8 protein-coding genes are annotated in these 15,934 nt (G+C 70.6%); 5 read left to right on the top strand and 3 right to left on the bottom strand.

The annotated features are described in order from the left end of the window. Positions 1-2: 2 nt before the first annotated feature. The 5 genes from AC0VY3_RS00165 to gntD are packed head-to-tail and all read left to right on the top strand — an operon-like array spanning position 3 to position 11,551. A complete protein-coding gene (locus tag AC0VY3_RS00165) occupies positions 3-233 on the top strand; it encodes an MbtH family protein (protein ID WP_242743247.1) in 231 nt (76 codons plus the stop codon). Further along, positions 230-8,548, top strand: coding sequence for an amino acid adenylation domain-containing protein (locus AC0VY3_RS00170; RefSeq protein ID WP_475548626.1), 8,319 nt, complete (start codon positions 230-232; stop codon positions 8,546-8,548). The genes AC0VY3_RS00165 and AC0VY3_RS00170 overlap by 4 nt, the downstream gene beginning before the upstream one ends. After that, on the top strand, positions 8,545-9,840 hold the full coding sequence (locus AC0VY3_RS00175; protein ID WP_475548627.1) for an MFS transporter: 1,296 nt from the start codon (positions 8,545-8,547) through the stop codon (positions 9,838-9,840). The genes AC0VY3_RS00170 and AC0VY3_RS00175 overlap by 4 nt, the downstream gene beginning before the upstream one ends. Then, on the top strand, positions 9,837-10,532 hold the full coding sequence (locus tag AC0VY3_RS00180; RefSeq protein WP_475548628.1) for a hypothetical protein: 696 nt from the start codon (positions 9,837-9,839) through the stop codon (positions 10,530-10,532). Before AC0VY3_RS00175 ends, AC0VY3_RS00180 begins: the two co-directional genes overlap by 4 nt. Continuing rightward, on the top strand, positions 10,529-11,551 hold the full coding sequence (gntD, locus tag AC0VY3_RS00185; RefSeq protein WP_103509419.1) for a guanitoxin biosynthesis L-enduracididine beta-hydroxylase GntD: 1,023 nt from the start codon (positions 10,529-10,531) through the stop codon (positions 11,549-11,551). The genes AC0VY3_RS00180 and gntD overlap by 4 nt, the downstream gene beginning before the upstream one ends. A 71-nt stretch (positions 11,552-11,622) precedes the next feature. Here gntD and AC0VY3_RS00190 read toward each other — a convergent pair whose 3' ends face one another. From AC0VY3_RS00190 to AC0VY3_RS00200, 3 genes are all read right to left on the bottom strand, one after another. After that, positions 11,623-14,766, bottom strand: a complete 3,144-nt coding sequence (locus AC0VY3_RS00190) for an AfsR/SARP family transcriptional regulator (protein ID WP_475548629.1) — start codon at positions 14,764-14,766, stop codon at positions 11,623-11,625. Positions 14,767-14,906: 140 nt separating this feature from the next. Further along, positions 14,907-15,086, bottom strand: a complete 180-nt coding sequence (locus AC0VY3_RS00195; protein ID WP_103509418.1) for a hypothetical protein — start codon at positions 15,084-15,086, stop codon at positions 14,907-14,909. A gap of 121 nt (positions 15,087-15,207) precedes the next feature. After that, on the bottom strand, positions 15,208-15,915 hold the full coding sequence (locus AC0VY3_RS00200) for an ATP-grasp domain-containing protein (protein WP_146065862.1): 708 nt from the start codon (positions 15,913-15,915) through the stop codon (positions 15,208-15,210). Positions 15,916-15,934: the final 19 nt, after the last annotated feature.

Here is a 15,934-nt window from a genome sequence, read left to right on the forward strand (position 1 = left end):
CCATGGACAGCACAGCGACCAACCCGTTCGAGGACACCACCGGCGTGTACCTCGTGCTGCGCAACACCGCCGGTCAGTACTCCCTGTGGCCGGGGTCCGTCGAGGTGCCCGTGGGGTGGCACACCGACTTCGGCCCCGCACCGCGGACGGCCTGCGCCGAGCACATCGAGAAGAACTGGACCGACCTGGGCCCCGTGCGTCCGGGTGGCGTGGCGGGAGAACTGGCTTCATGACCGAGCAACTCGAACGCTTCGCCACCCTCGTCCAGGGAGCGGAACCGGCGACCGGTCTCATCGGCCGGTTCGCGGAACAGGTCGCCCGCGCCCCCGGGGCACCGGCACTGATCGCCGGGGACACCGTCGTGACGTACGGCGAGCTCGACGACCGGGCCGACCGGGTGGCGCGTCGGCTGACCGACCTGGGCATCACGGCGGAGGACATCGTCGGGATCCTCCTGCCCACCTCTCCCGACCTGGTCGCCGCGCTCCTCGGCACCCTCAAGGCCGGGGCGATGTACCTGCCGCTGGACCCCCACTACCCGCCGGACCGGCTCGCCTACATGGTGGCCGACGCCGCACCCCGGGCACTGATCACCACCCGGGAGGCGGAGGCAGGCTTCGACGAGCTGTCCGGGGTCGACACGGGCGCGGTGCTGTACCTGGACCAGCGCGCGGACCAGCGCGCGGACCAGCGGGAATCCGCTCCGGCCGGCACCGTCGGCCCGGACTTCGATCCGGACCGCGGCGCCTACACCATCTACACCTCGGGCTCGACGGGGCGCCCCAAGGGGGTTGTCGTCACGCACCGTTCGCTCGCGAACTTCCTCGACTGCCTGACCGACCGGTTCCAGGTGCACGCGGGCGACGTCGCCCTCTCCACCACCTCGATCTCCTTCGACATCGCCGCGCTCGAGCTGTACCTGCCGCTGGTGAACGGTGCCGCGGTGCATCTGGTGCCGCGGGAGACCACCGTGGACGGCGTTGCGCTGCGCCGGTACCTGGCCCTGGCCGGGCCCACGCTGGTGCAGGGAACCCCGGCGCTGTGGCAGCTGCTGCGGGAGGCCGACTGGAGCCCGGACGAACTTCCCGGTACCGCACGTCTGTTGTGCGGTGGCGAGGCGCTGCCGCAGGATCTCGCCGACTTCCTCGCAGCGGGCACGGCCTCGGTGTGGAACCTCTACGGCCCGACCGAGACCACCATCTGGTCGCTCCTGGCACCAGTGGTCGCCGGGGATCCCGTCACCATCGGACGCCCGATGTGGAACACCGGAGTCCACGTCCTGGACGAAGCCCTGGCGCCGGTGGCGCACGGCGCGACGGGGGAGCTCTACCTCTCCGGGGACGGCCTGGCCCGCGGCTACCGCGGACGCGGCGCGCTGACCGCCGAACGGTTCGTGGCCTGCCCGTTCGGCGCCCCCGGAAGCCGTATGTACCGCACCGGAGACCTGGTGCGGCAACGCCCTGACGGCGCACTGGACTTCGTCGGCCGGACCGACGAGCAGGTCAAGATCCGGGGCTACCGCGTCGAACTCGGCGAGATCGAAGCGGCACTGCGCCGGCTGCCCCCGGTGGCCCAGGCGCGCGTGATCATGCGCGAGGACGTCTCGGGCGTGGCCCAGCTGACCGGGTACGTCGTACCGACAAGCGGCCACAGCCCCACGGCCGACGAGCTGCGCCGCGCCCTCGGCGCCTGGCTCCCGGCGCACATGGTGCCGTCCGGCATCGGGGTTCTCGACCGCTTCCCCCTGACCCCGGCGGGCAAGATCGACCGCAAGGCGCTGCCGTCGGCGACCCGCTCCGGCACCGGCGCGGGCCGGGCTCCGGTCACCCCGCAGGAGGGGGTGCTGGCCGACCTGTTCGGCGAGGTGCTGGGGCTCGGCGACGTCGGCGCCGACGACAGCTTCTTCGACCGCGGCGGCAACTCGCTCGCCGCCAACCGCCTCGTCGCCCGCATCCGCGGCGAACTCGGCGTCGAGATACCCATCCGGGCCGTCTTCGACGAGCCCACCCCGGCCGCCCTCGCACTGCTGCTCACCGAGGCCGATCAGGCCCGCCCCGCCCTGCGGCCGATGGACCGCGGCACCTCGCTCCCGTTGTCGTACGCCCAACAACGTCTCTACTTCCTCCACCGGATGGAAGGTCCCAGCGCCACCTACAACATGCCCGTCGCGGTACGGCTGACCGGGGAGCTCGACCTGGCGGCGCTGCGCGCGGCCGTCGTCCACCTCCTGCAGCGGCACGAAAGCCTGCGCACCCGGTTCGCGGACGGGCCCTCCGGGGCCGAGCAGGTGGTGGTGGCCGGCTCCGACGCCGCCGTGGCCGCCGCCGCCGACATCTCCGTGCACGAGGTCACGGACGAGGAGCTGCCCGCCGCCGTCGACACCGCGGTGGGACACCTCTTCGACCTCACCACCGACATTCCGGTACGCGTCGACCTGTTCCGCACCGGCCGACACGAGCACGTGCTGCTGCTGTGCATCCACCACATCGCCGGCGACGGCTGGTCGCTGGTCCCGCTGGTGCGCGACCTGTGCGACGCGTACACCGCCCACCGTGCGGCCACGGCTCCCACGACGCCGGCGCTGGAGGTCCAGTACGCCGACTACACGCTGTGGCAGCGCGAACTCCTCGGTTCGGCCGACGATGCGGACAGCCTCATGGCGCGGCAGCTCGCCTACTGGCGCGAACAACTCGACGGTGCGCCCGAACTGCTGGAGCTGCCCGTCGACCGCCCGCGCCCCGTCACGGCGACCTACCGGGGCGATGTAGTGCCCTTCGACGTGCCGGCCCCGCTCGCGGACCGGCTGACCGAGCTGGCCAAGCAGGCGGGCGTCAGCCTGTTCATGGTGCTCCAGGCGGCCACGGCGACGTTGCTGACCAAGCTCGGCGCCGGCACCGACATCCCCCTGGGCAGCGCTCTTGCCGGCCGCGCCGACCGGGCCGTCGACGACAACGTCGGCTTCTTCGTCAACACCTTGGTGCTGCGCACCGATACGTCGGGCGATCCGTCCTTCACCGACCTGCTGGCCCGGGTCAGGACCGCCAATCTGGCCGCGTACGAGCATCAGGACCTGCCGTTCGAGTACCTCGTCGAGGTGCTGAACCCGGCCCGCGGCACCAGTCACCACCCGCTGTTCCAGGTCATGCTGGTGCTGCAGAACAACGTGGCCCCGCAGTGGCGCCTCGGCGAACTCGCGGCAGCGCACGAGGTGGTGCCGACCCGTACCTCGAAGTTCGACCTGACCTTCGAGCTGACCGAGCGGTTCACCGCGGGCGGCCGGCCGGACGGGCTCCGTGGTGAGATCGAGTACGCGACCGATCTGTTCGACCGGTCCACGGCCGAGACCCTGACCGAACGGCTGCTGCGGGTGTTGTGGTCGGTGGCCGACGACCCGGCGCGTCCGCTGGCGTCCATCGACGTCCTCGGCACAGCCGAGCGGCGCACCATCGTGCAGGAGTGGAACGACACCGGCCTGGAGCTGTCCGGGGCGACCTACCCGCAGCTGCTGGCCGATCAGGTGGCCCGTACCCCTGACGCCGTCGCGCTCGTCCACGAGGACACGGAGCTGACCTTCGCCGAACTGGACCGTCGGTCGAACCGGATCGCTCACTGGCTGATCTCCCGTGGCGTCGGCCGTGACTACGTGGTCGGACTCTCCCTGCGGCGCGGTCCCGAGCTGCTGTGCGCGCTGCTCGGAATCCTCAAGGCCGGTGGTGTGTATCTGCCGCTCGACCCGGACTATCCGCAGGACCGCCTTGCTTTCATGATCGCGGACAGTGCTCCCACCATGCTCCTGACCACGAGCGACGTCGCCGCGAAGCTGACCGACGAGGCGCGGCAGCTGCCCCGCCTGGAGTTCGACGACCCGGACACCGCGGGCGCGTTGGCGCGGTGCCGTTCCGACGCGCCGACGGATGCGGACCGCCGTGCGCCGCTTCGCCCGGACGACCTGGCGTACGTCATCTACACCTCCGGCTCCACCGGGCGCCCCAAGGGCGTCGCCGTCACGCACCGGGGCATCCCCAACCTCGCCCACAGCTACCTCGAGCGGTTCCGGCTGGAGCAGGGCTCGCGGTTCCTGCAGTTCTCCTCGATCAACTTCGACCCGACGTTCTGCGAGCTGTGCTGCACCCTGCTCGCCGGCGCGACCGTCGTGCTCACCTCGCCCGACGAGCTGCTCTCCGCCGACCGGCAGCGTGACGTGATGGCCCGGTACCGGCCGACGCACATCACCTTCTCGCCCACCATCCTCGGCGGGATGGCGCAGGACGCGCTCGCGGACTGCGGCAACGTGATGGTCGCCGGTGAGACCTGCCCGCCCGCACTGGCCGCCGCCTGGGCGCCGGGCCGCCGGATGATCAACGCGTACGGGCCGACCGAAGCCACCGTCGACACCCTGTACTGGGAGTGCGGCAGCGGTCCGGACGGCTTCGAGGACGCGTCGGTGCCCGTGGGCCGTCCGCTGAGCAACACCCAGGTGTACATCCTCGACGCCGCGCTGCGGCCGGTGCCGCCCGGCGTCACCGGCGAGCTGTACATCAGCGGTGACGGACTGGCTCGCGGCTATCTCGGCAGGCCTGCCCTGACCGCCGAGCGGTTCGTGGCCTGCCCGTTCGGCGCCCCCGGCAGCCGGATGTACCGCACCGGAGACCTGGCGCGCTGGCGCGCGAACGGTGCGGCCGGTGTGGTGGATTTCGTCGGCCGCACCGACGACCAGGTCAAGATCCGCGGGATGCGCATCGAACTCGGCGAGATCGAGACGGTGCTGAAGGACCACCAGGAGGTGGCGCAGTCCGCCGTCCTCGTCCGCGAGGACACCCCAGGCCACCAGCAGCTCGTCGGCTATGTGGTTCCCCGGACGCACGGCGGGGCCCACGACATCGAGCACGTCGACAAGTGGCACCAGATCCATGAGCAGGGATACAGCGAGCAGCACGACCTCGGCGCCGAGCAGGACTTCACCGGCTGGAACTCCAGCTATGACAACGCGCCACTGCCACTGGAGCACATGACCGAGTGGCAGTCGGCCACGGTCCGGCGCATTCTCGATCTGCGGCCGGCCGATGTGCTGGAGGTCGGGGTCGGCTCCGGTCTGATTCTGCGGCCGGTCGCACCGCACTGCACCGCGTACACCGGTGTGGACTTCTCCGACGCCCTGATCCGGACCCTCGGCAGGGCGATCGAGGGCGGCGACCTGCACGACCGGGTCGACCTGCACACCCTGGCCGCCCACGAGATCGGTGCGCTGGCGCCCGCCCGCTTCGACACCGTGGTGATCAACTCGGTGGCGCAGTACTTCCCCAGCGCCGACTACCTGATCGACGTCGTGCGCCGGAGCATGGAACTGCTCGCTCCCGGCGGACGGATCGTGCTGGGTGACATCCGCAATCTGCGGCTGCTGCGGGCCTTCGTCACCGCCATCGTCCTGCACGACGGCGCGCACGCCGACGAGTCCCTGGCCACGGTGCGGGACATCGTGGCCCACCAGCTGGAGCTGGAGAGCGAGTTGCTGCTCGATCCGGCCTTCTTCGCCCGGATCGGCGATCTGGTTCCGGACGTCGCCGGTGTGGACGTACAGCTCAAGCGGGGTTCGTTCAGGAACGAGCTGACGGACTTCCGTTACGACGTGGTCCTGCACAAGCGCGGAGCGGACCTGGTGTCCCTCGCCGATGTGCCCACGCGTGAATGGAGCGGTGCCGAGGACGTCGACACCCACCTGGGTACGGCCCGGCCGCAGGCGCTGCGTGTCACCGGTGTGCCCAACGGCCGGGTGACGGCGAAGGTGGCGACCGCGCAGCGGGTGGCTGCCGGGGCCGGCGCTCTCGTGCGCAGCCTGTCCGAGGCCGCAGACGTACGGTCCGGGGTCGACCCCGAGACCCTGTGCGAGCTCGGCGCCCGGCTCGGCTACACCGTGCATCCGACGTGGACCGACACCGAGGAAGGCGACCGGTTCGACGTGGTGTTCCTCGCTGCCGGGCGGGCCGCGGGGCAGGGGCTCACCGATGTGTTCCTGGCCGCGGACGAGGACGAGCGCCCGCTGCGGGAGCTTGCCAACGACCCGCAGGCCGCCGATCGCGGCCGCAACCTCGCCACCGCACTGCGCCGCCATGCGGCCCGGCGGCTGCCGGACCACATGGTGCCCGCCGCCGTCGTCGTACTGGACGCGTTGCCGTTGACGCCCAACGGCAAGCTGGACACCCGGCAGCTGCCCGCTCCCGAGTTCGGCTCCCGGGCGGGACGGCCGCCGGCCACGCCGCAGGAGGCCACGATGGCGGCGCTCTTCGCCGACGTGCTCGGCCTGGCGGCGGTCGGCGCGGATGACCGCTTCTTCGACCTCGGCGGCGACAGCATCCGGTCCATCCAGCTCGTCAGCAGGGCACGCGCAGAGGGCTTCCGGATCACCCCGCGCGATGTGTTCCACGAGCAGACGGTCGAGGCTCTGGTGGCCCGGGCCGCTCAGCACGCCGAGGCGCACCCGGCGAGCGACGGCGCGGCCGTGGACGTCGATGCCTGGGAGAAGATCCTGCGGACCCCCGATCCGGCCTACCCGGCGTCCGACGCCTCACCCGCCGTGGACCGGCGGCGCATCACCCGGCGGGTGGTCGGCAAGGACGCCGAGCGGCTGCTGACCGGCCTGCCGCGCCTGTACCGCTGCGGCCCCGAACACATCGCGCTGGCCGCGCTCGCGCCGGTGCTCATCGAGTGGCGCCGGACGCAGCTGCCCGGGGCCGGAGCCTGGCTGCGACTCGACCTGGCCACGGCGGGCTCGCCGGCCGCGCACCCGGTCCGTCTCAATCCGGGCGCCCCGGACCTGGACAGGGTTCTGGCCGAACCGCAGGAGCTGGCGCGGGTGCTGAAGCGGGTCAAGGAGCAGGTACGCGCCGTACCGGAGGACGGCCGGAACTACTCCGCGCTGCTCGCCGACCCGGCGGCCGCGCGGCGACTGTCCTCGTACGGGGCTTCGCAGGTGCGCTGCCGGGTGATGCCCACCGGTACGGCTCCTGCCGACGGCAGCGTGCGCTTCGGGGACGACGGTACGGAACCCGCTCTCGGCATCGATGTCCGGACGGCCGATGACGGCAGGGCTCTGGAGACCAGCTGGTCCTGGGACGCCACCCGGTTCACGGAAGCCGCTGTGGCGGCGCTCGCCGACCGGTGGGTGACCTTCCTGGTCGCGCTGGCAGACCTCGCGGAGCATCCGGAGCTCGGTGGGCTGACTCCATCGGACGTCGCCCTGGTCGATGCCAGGCAGTCGGCCATCAACCAGTTGGAGACCGACTACCCCGGCCTCTGCGACATCCTGCCGCTCACCCCGCTCCAGCAGGGCTTCCTGCTGCACACCGCCGCCGGCCACCAGGGCCCTGATCCCTATCAGCGACAGAGCCTGTTCGACCTGGACGGGCCGCTGGACACCGAGCGGCTGCGGCAGGCGGCGCACGCCCTCCTCAGGAGACACCCCAACCTGCGCGCCGGCTTCACCCACAGAGGCCTTCAGGCCCCGGTGCAGGTGGTGCGGGAACAGGTGGAGGTGGAGTGGACCGTGCACGATCTGTCCCGGCTCGCACCGGCCGAGCAGGAGCACCGGGAGGCGGAGATCCTCGCTGCGGACCGGGACCGGCGGTTCGACCTGTCGGTGCCCGCGCTGATGCGCTTCACCCTGCTGCGCCTCGGAGCGGAGCGGCACCGGCTGATCGTCGGGGACCACCACATCCTGCTGGACGGCTGGTCGAACTCGCTGGTGTGGCGGGAGCTGTTCGCCCTGTACCGCGGCGAACGGCTGCCGGCGGCGCCGCCCTTCCGTGACTACCTGGCGTGGCTCGCGTCGTGCGACCGCGATGCCGCGGTGTCGGCATGGCGAAGCTATCTGACGGACGTCGACGGCCCGACCAGGGTCCATGCCGCCAAGCCGGCGCCGGACGTCCCGCTGCGCACCCTGGGTGTCGCACTCACACCGGAGCTGACCGGATCGCTGCGGCAGCGGTGCGCACAGGCCGGGATCACTCTCAACACAGCGCTCCAGACGGCGTGGGGCATCGCGCTCGCCCGTCTCACCGGGCGGGACGACGTGCTGTTCGGCAACACCGTCTCCGAACGGCCGGCCGAACTCGACGGCGTCGAGTCCATGGTCGGGCTGCTGCTCAACACCGTGCCGCTGCGCGTGCGTATCCGCCCGGGCGAACCCCTCGGCGCCACCATGGCGCGGGTGCAGGAATCACAGCTGGACATATTCCCGCACCGCTCCATCGAACTCACCGAAATTCAGCGACTGCTCGGGGCGGGCGAACTGTTCGACGCCTGCTACGTGTTCCAGAGCTACCCCGCGGATTCTCTTGACGAGAGCGAGACCGGCGGACTGCGGGTGCGTGAACGGGTGCACGGTGCGGAGGGGCTTCCGCACTACCCGCTCGGCATCACGGTAACTCCGGGCCTGCGCATCAGATTTACCGTCGGATACCACCCTCATCTGTTCGACGAAGACCAGATCGACGAGATCAAGGAGTCCATCATCGGTACGCTCGAGACGATCGCGGCAGGGGAAAACGGATGAAGAATTTCCTGACGATGGTTCGTGGCCTTCCGTTCGCGATGAAGGTCCTGCTGGCCTCCACTGCCGCACGAAGCCTGAGCTCCTTCGCGATCCTGGCCTACATGCCCATCTACCTGTACGACACGGTGGGCATGGACGGCGCCACCATCGGGTACGTGATCGGCGGCAGCGTACTGGTCGGCACGCTGGCGAGCGTTTACGGTGGCTATATCGCGGACCGGGTCAGGAAAGTCGACCTGGTCATCGTGCTGGACGTCGCGGTCATGCTGCTCTACCTCAGCCTGACGATGTTCCACGATCCGGTCGCCGTTACGGTCATCCTGCTGCTGACCAACATCGCCTCCTGGTGGATGGGCGTCACCGGTAATGCCCTGCTCTCCGAACTGGTGCCGTCCGAGAATCGCATCAAGGTGTTCTCTCTGCGCTATTCGTTGCAGAACATAGGTGCAGCGGCAGGCCCCTTCCTGGGAATTGCAGCGGTCGCGGCCGGATCCAGTGGACCGTTTTTTCTCAGCATCACTGTCATCGGCGCCTCCTTGGTCCCTCTGGTGATCTTTCGTCACCGGTTCGTGCCCGCCGACAGCGGCACGAAGGAACCGGCCGGTGCAGCAGAGCAGAGTGCGGAGAAGCAGGACAAGGAAGAGACTCCCAAGTTCCGTGAAGTCCTGAAGGTGATGGGGGCGGACCGGCGGCTGACCTACTTCACCATCGGTGGAATCTTCAGCATCGTGGTGTACGGGCCGCTCCTGACCTTCATGTCGCAGTACCTCGTCCTGGTGGAGGACCGCGACACCGCCTACAAGCTGGTCGCCTATATCTCCGCCGCCAACGCCATCACGGTCATCGGCGCCCAGTACGCCCTCGGCAGCCGCCTGAGGCAGGACAACCTCCTGAAGTGGCTGACCGTCGGGATCGGCGCCTTCGTCGTCGGGCTGGTCGGGCTGTCGTTGTCCACGAATGCGGCCATCATCGTCATCGCTGTGGTGATCTTCAGCCTTGGCGAGGTCATTCTGGTGCCGGCGGAGTTCACCTTCATCGACTCCATCGCTCCCGACAACCTGCGCGGCAGCTATTTCGGCGCACAGAATCTCATCCATATCGGCATAGCACTGGGGCCGATACTCTGCGGTTTCCTTCTCCAGCATTTCGTGCCGGCCGCGATGTTCTACGTCCTGATCGCCATCGTGGTGGCCAGCTGGTGGTTCTTCGTCATCGGCTGCCGGGCCACGGCGGCCCATCGCGAACCTGCGCAGGTGGGCGCGGAACCGGTGAAGGTGGGGAGTTGGGAATGAGCTTCGAAGAGATCACGGAGAAGACGTACTGCCCCTTCGCCAAGCCGTCGAAGATGGGGCCCGGGGTCACCATCAGGACCGATGACGTCGAGAACGAGCTGACGCAGCACCGCGACATCATCGCGGACTTCTTCCGAACGGCCGCCGAGCAGTCACTCGACGGCATGATCATCACCTTCGAGGATACGACGCTCGGTAGCACGCTGGACGCGCTGACGGAGCTCACCCGACGCTTCTACATCACGCTCGCCCGGATGTTCTCAAGCGTATACATTCCCGAAGATCCGCGGCCTGATGAACGCTGGTACGCGATGATCGAAGGTGAACTGTTCTTCCTGGTCTCCTTCGCCCCCTGCTATCCGGATACATCACCGCGGCACACCTACGGAGATCAACGGATCTACTTTCTGCTGCAACCCGCCAGCACTTTCGACCGGAATGCCAGATCCATCGACCGGAAACGTGCCGGAATCCATCGCGCTTTCGCCGCGGTCGGTAAACCGTACGACGCGCGACTGGCCAATGTGGAGAACGACATGTTCAAGGCCGTCATGCCGATCGAATCTCTCGGTGATCACATCCCGTGGTGGGTGCCTGACGGCGGCACAGCGAAAGAACAGCAGGATCGTCTTTTGCGCCGGTCTTCAACGGCTGACAGCAACCATTCGACACGAGAATTGAGGCGCCCATGAGTCAGTACCGCGGCATTCTGAGCTACGAGCTCTCCGCCGACGAGATATCGTCCCTCGAGCGGTTGCTCGCCGACCCGAACGTGGCACAGCGCGATCCCGGCGAGCAGGCGTTCTACGACAACGCCTGGGAGCTGGTGTCGAAGGCGCCGATCGGACTTCGCCGGTTCCTGGAGGAATTCCGACGTGATGACGCGGCGGCCGGCTTCCTGCTGCGCGGCTTCGGCGTCGACGACGAAGCCGTCGGCCCGACCCCCGGCAACTGGGCCGAGGCCGCGGCCGCCGGACGTACCCGCCGGGAAGAGCTCTTCCTCGCGCTGATGGGACAGTGCCTCGGCGAAGTGTTCAGCTGGCCCACGCTGCAGTCCGGACGGATGATCCAGAACGTGCTGCCCATCGAGGGCGAGGAGGACGAACAGAGCGGCCACGGCAGCGACGTGCTCCTCGAATGGCACACCGAGGACGCATTCCACCCCTACCGCTGCGACTACCTGGCTCTCTTCGGCATCCGCAACCACGACCGGGTGCCGACCACACTCGCCTCGGTCAAGGACGTGGACCTGCCGGCCGAAGCGCGACAGGTGCTGGCGGAGCCGCGGTTCTACATCCTTCCCGACGACGAGCACCTGCGGCAGCTCGCGGTCCAGCGGCCCGACGACCCGGGGCTGCTGCGGGTGCGCGCGATGAGGGACCACCCCGAGCCCGTCGCCGTGCTCTTCGGCGCCGAGGACGCCCCGTACCTGCGCATCGATCCGTTCTTCATGCGCTGCCTGGACGGCGACGCCGAAGCGGAGGTGGCGCTCAAGGAGTTGGTGACGGAGCTGGAACGGGTGCAGCAGGACGTGGTGGTGGAAGCGGGATGCCTGTTGGTCGTCGACAACTACCATGCCGTGCACGGGCGTCGCGCGTTCACGGCACGTTACGACGGAGCCGACCGCTGGCTCCAGAAGGCGGTGGTCGCACGGGATCTCCGGAAGTCGCGGGCGGCACGGGAGTCCGCCGCGGGACGCCTCCTGGTCTGATCCGGCCGGCCGGCATCGTGCCCCGGGCCGTCGGGTGCGAGAGGGCCGGGCCGCCCGGGCCGCCACAGGTCTCAGAACAGGGTGCGTGGGCCCTCCGGTACGCCCATGGACGCGAACAGCGCGTCCGCCCGGTGCCGGCAGTCGGCCGCCTCGGTGGGTTCCCGCGACTGCGCGTGGGCCTTGGCCATGCCGTCCAGGGCGAGTGCTTCCTCGAAGCGGAAGCCGATGCCGGCCGAGAGGTCCCGGGCCTGCCGGTGGTACCGGAGGGCTTCGGCCGGTTCGCCCAGGGCGCGGTGGACCCGGCCCGCGGCGTTCATCACCGCCGCCTGGCGTACGGCCACATCCGCCTGTTGCACCAGGGCCCGGGCGCGGTCGATCAGGGTGAGGGCCGTGTCCGCCCTGTCGAGCAGGGTCATGACATCGGCGGAGCAGGCCAGGACGAACGCCGTGTTGGCGGGGCTGTGCACCTGCTCGCAGAGGTCCTGGGCCGCCGTGAGGAGGTTCGCCGCCTCCTCCGGGTCGCCCAGTGCGGTGCGGGCGAGCGCCAGGTGGGTGAGGCCGAGGGCGGAGTTGTGGGTCTCTCCGGTCGACTCGAAGATCTTGATGGACTCCTCGGCCGCCTCCGCGGCCTCGATGAAACGGCCGGTGCGCAGGCGGACGGAGCTGAGGATGTTCAACGACGAGGCGAGGCCCCGGACCAGGCCGAGCCGGGCCTCCATCCGGGCCGCCTCCTCGGTGTGGCGGAGCGCGGCGGGGAAGTCTCCGAGGCTGTTGTAGTTCTGCCCCAGACCGCCCAGGCACGCCGCCTCCGCGCGTTCGTCGCGGAGCTCGCGCGCGAGGACCCTGGCCTCCTCCAGGCAGGCCACGCTCTCCCGGAAGCGACCCAGCGGCCACAGGTGCATGGCCAGGTTGGTGAGGTTGAGCCGCAGCAGGGCGACGTCCTCCAGCTGCCGTGAGGCGTCGACCGCCCTGCGGTAGGCGGTACAGGCCATGCGCGGGTAGTTCCTGATGTCGGAGTGGAAGCCCAGCTCGCGCGGCAGGGTGGCCGCATGGCGCGGCAGCCCGTGCGCGTGGGCGACCTCCACCGCGGCGAGCAGGTCGTCGCGGTGCAGGTCCAGCCAGGCCAGCGCGTCGTCCCTGCTGCCGAAGCCGGGGTGCAGCGAGCGGCCCGGGGGCAGGAAGTCGCCGTACGGGACCCGCTCCGGGAAGAGGGTGGCGTTGGCCCGTTCCGCCGTGTGGACGTAGTGGTCGAGCAGCCGCCGGGTCGCCGCGGCGTCCTCCGGCGCGGTGCTCTCGTCGGACAGGCCGCCCGCGAAACTGCGGACGAGATCGTGGAGGGTGTACCAGCCCGGCCGGTTCTCCTGGAGCAGATGTGCGTCGGTGAGGGCTTCCATCAGCTTCTCGGCGTCCTCGGTGCCGGTGCCCAGCAGCGCCGCCGCGTCCTCGGTCCCGATCACCCGGCCCGGGTGCAGGCTCAGCAGACGCAGACCGGTGCGCTGTTCCGGCGGCATGGAGTCGTACGACAGCCGCAGCACCCCGGCCACGCTCCGGCCGCCGGAGCTGAGCTCGGCCAGCCGCCGCGCGTCGTCGTCGAGCCGTTCCACCAGCCGCCGCACCGTCCAGTTGGTGCGGTTGCGGAGCCGGCCGGCGGCGATGCGGATCGCCAGCGGAAGGCGGCCGCACAGCCGTACGAGTTCGATCACGGCGTCCGGCTCGCGGTCGACCCGCCCGGCCCCGACGATCCGTTTGATCAGCTCTATGCCGTCCTGCTCGGGCAGCACGTCGAGGGAGAGCCACTCGACGGCGTCCAGGTCGACCAGGCGGGGGCGGCTGGTGATCAGGGTGAGGCAGTGCGGTGAGGACGGGATGAGGGAGCGCACCTGCTCGGAGTCGGCGGCGTTGTCGAGGACGACGACGAGTCTGCGCCGCCGGGTGACCGACTGCCAGAGTGCGGCCCGGCCCGCGGCGGTCGCCGGCAGTTCCGTGCCCGACACCCCGGCCATGGCCAGCAGCGCCTCATGGGCGGCCGACGGGGAGAGCGGCTCCTGCCCCGGGGTGAACCCCCGCAGATCGATGAACAGTTGACCGTCCGGATACCACTCGGCGAGCTGCCAGGCCGCGCGCGCTGCCAGTGCGGTCTTGCCGCTGCCGCCCATGCCGTCGATGGCGACGATATGGGCCGACTGCCCCCGGGTGCGCTCCGCGGCGTCCCGGATCCAGTCGAGTTCGGTGGCCCGTCCGGAGAAGTCCTGCAGGCCGTAGGGCAGGGTGTTGGGCTCGTCGGCCTCCACGGCCGCCGGCCCCGCCGATCTCGTATAGCCGGTGTGGGCGGTGTGGCCCGGTGCGCCCGGCGCTCCCCGCTCTCCCGCCGGTCCGGTCGTCTCCGCCGGTTCCTCCGGCGCGGACGCGGGCGGCACGGCCGCCGGGTGTCGGAGCGGGGCGAGGTCGGCGCTCTGCCGCAGTATGCGCTCGTACAGGCCGGACAGCTCGGCGCTGGGGTCGATGCCGAACTCCTCGGCCAGCAGCGTCCGGGCCCGCCCGTACTCCTCCAGCGCCTCCGCCTGCTGACCCGTGCGGTACAGCGCCAGCATCAGCTGGCGGCGCAGGGTCTCGCGCAGCGGGTGCCGCTGGACGAGGGTGCGCAGCGCGCCGATGATCTCGGCGTCCTTGCCGGCGTCCAGCCGCAGCTCGAACAGCTGCTCCGTGGCGCCGAGATGCTGCTCCTCCAGGGCCGCCGACGCACCGTTGATCACCGGCCCGCCCTCGCCCGCCAGGACGGGGCCGCGCCAGAGTTCGAGGGCCTGGTGGAGGCGGTCGGCGGTGGTGGCGGACTCGCCGCGCGCCTTCGCCTCCCGGGCCTGCCCCAGCAGGGTCAGATACCGGCCGAGGTCGACCTGTTCCGGGGTGACGCAGGCCCGGTAGCCGGGCCCGTCGGTGACGATGGTCTCGAGGCCGTACGGGATGTTCTGCCGCAGCTCCGCTATGGCCTTGCGCACCTGGTGGGCGGCGCTGCTGGGTGGCGCGTCGTCCCAGCCGGCGTCCACCAGCCGGTGCACCGGGATGACGCGGTTGGCTTCCAGCAGCAGCATCGTCAGCGTGCGTTCGCGCAGCCGCCCGCCCAGCCGTAGTGGCTGCTCGCCCTGCCACCCCTTCAGAGCGCCGAGGATCTGGAAAGTCGGCTTCGTGAGCGTCCCCGTGCGTGCTCTTTCGCCCATGGTGATGTGCTGCCCCCCGCAGATACGTACCATCCAACGTGAGGATCGATCCGCACCGGAGTTGTGTCAACCACGCCTCGCCCGAGAAGTTCGGGGCGTACGAGGGGCGCGCAAGGGGGCGCACTCGGGGGCCGGTTGGCTCAGCCGTTGCCCTTGTTGTCCTCCAGCTTGCCGTCGTCACCGGCCGCCGGGGCTGCCTGGGCCGAGGACGCCGACCGGGTGTCCGTCGCCTCCGCGCCGAACGGGGCGGCGCCGCCCCAGATGAGCACCGCTGCCGCGGCGAGTGCTACGAGCCCTGCGAATCTGGTGGTACCGCGCATTTTCTGTTCCCCCTGTGGGTGTCGGTCGTGCTTCGCAGGAGGAAGACTGCCGCGCGCCGTTCCCGTTCCGTTCCCGTCTCGGCACCCGGCGCCCCGCCATGACCGGCCGACGCTCCGGAGATCAGGTCCGCGGCCGCCCCGCCTCCCGGGCGCCGGGCTCCCCGCCAGGGCGTACGTCCGTGCGGAGCAGCGTCCGGACATGGCCCACCCGCCGGGCGGTCTCCCGCTGCGAGCCGCCGGTGACCACCACATAGCCGTGTCCGGTGTCGGCAGTGGCGCCGTCCTCGGCCGCCGGCGGCACCACCGCACCGGTCCCGAACGGGAAGCGCACCGCGTGCACGTACGGCAGGACGCTGATGCTGTCGAGCCCCGCGACGGACCACAGCCGGCCCGCCGGCACCCGGAAGAAGCCGATCTCCGCACAGCGGTACGGGGGCGGCAGCCGGGCGGGCTCGTCGTGCCACGGACCTCCGTTCCCGTCCCGGGACAGCACGACGCCCCGGGAGAGTTCGATCAGGAACGGGATCCTGGCGCCGCCGTGCCCGGGCCGGGCCCGCACCAGCACGGGCCCGCCGGATGTGTTCACGAACTCGACATGTACGGGCCCCGTGCGATGGCCCGCCCGTCGCAGCAGGGCGTGCGACTGCTCCTCGGCGGCGGCCCGGTCGGGATCGGGCAGCGGCGCCGGATGGACGTACCCGGCGGGCCGCCGTGCCGTGACGCCCAGGGTGAGGTGCCGGCCGTCCAGGGAGAGCGTGCTGACACTGAACTCCCCCTCGTGCGGCGGTGCGTCGGCGTCACCGCGCCGCTGGGAACGTACGGCTTCCATGAGCGGTCCGGAGTTCTGG

The sequence above is a fragment of the Streptomyces sp. iso_384 genome (genome assembly GCF_056172905.1).

What these genes read in the sequence shown, in the direction of transcription:
- AC0VY3_RS00195 (WP_103509418.1), bottom strand. Translation starts at nt 15,086, where the DNA reads ATGCGCGGTACCACCAGATTCGCAGGGCTCGTAGCACTCGCCGCGGCA.
- AC0VY3_RS00190 (WP_475548629.1), bottom strand. Translation starts at nt 14,766, where the DNA reads ATGGGCGAAAGAGCACGCACGGGGACGCTCACGAAGCCGACTTTCCAG.
- gntD (WP_103509419.1), top strand. Translation starts at nt 10,529, where the DNA reads ATGAGTCAGTACCGCGGCATTCTGAGCTACGAGCTCTCCGCCGACGAG.
- AC0VY3_RS00200 (WP_146065862.1), bottom strand. Translation starts at nt 15,915, where the DNA reads ATGGAAGCCGTACGTTCCCAGCGGCGCGGTGACGCCGACGCACCGCCG.
- AC0VY3_RS00180 (WP_475548628.1), top strand. Translation starts at nt 9,837, where the DNA reads ATGAGCTTCGAAGAGATCACGGAGAAGACGTACTGCCCCTTCGCCAAG.
- AC0VY3_RS00165 (WP_242743247.1), top strand. Translation starts at nt 3, where the DNA reads ATGGACAGCACAGCGACCAACCCGTTCGAGGACACCACCGGCGTGTAC.
- AC0VY3_RS00170 (WP_475548626.1), top strand. Translation starts at nt 230, where the DNA reads ATGACCGAGCAACTCGAACGCTTCGCCACCCTCGTCCAGGGAGCGGAA.
- AC0VY3_RS00175 (WP_475548627.1), top strand. Translation starts at nt 8,545, where the DNA reads ATGAAGAATTTCCTGACGATGGTTCGTGGCCTTCCGTTCGCGATGAAG.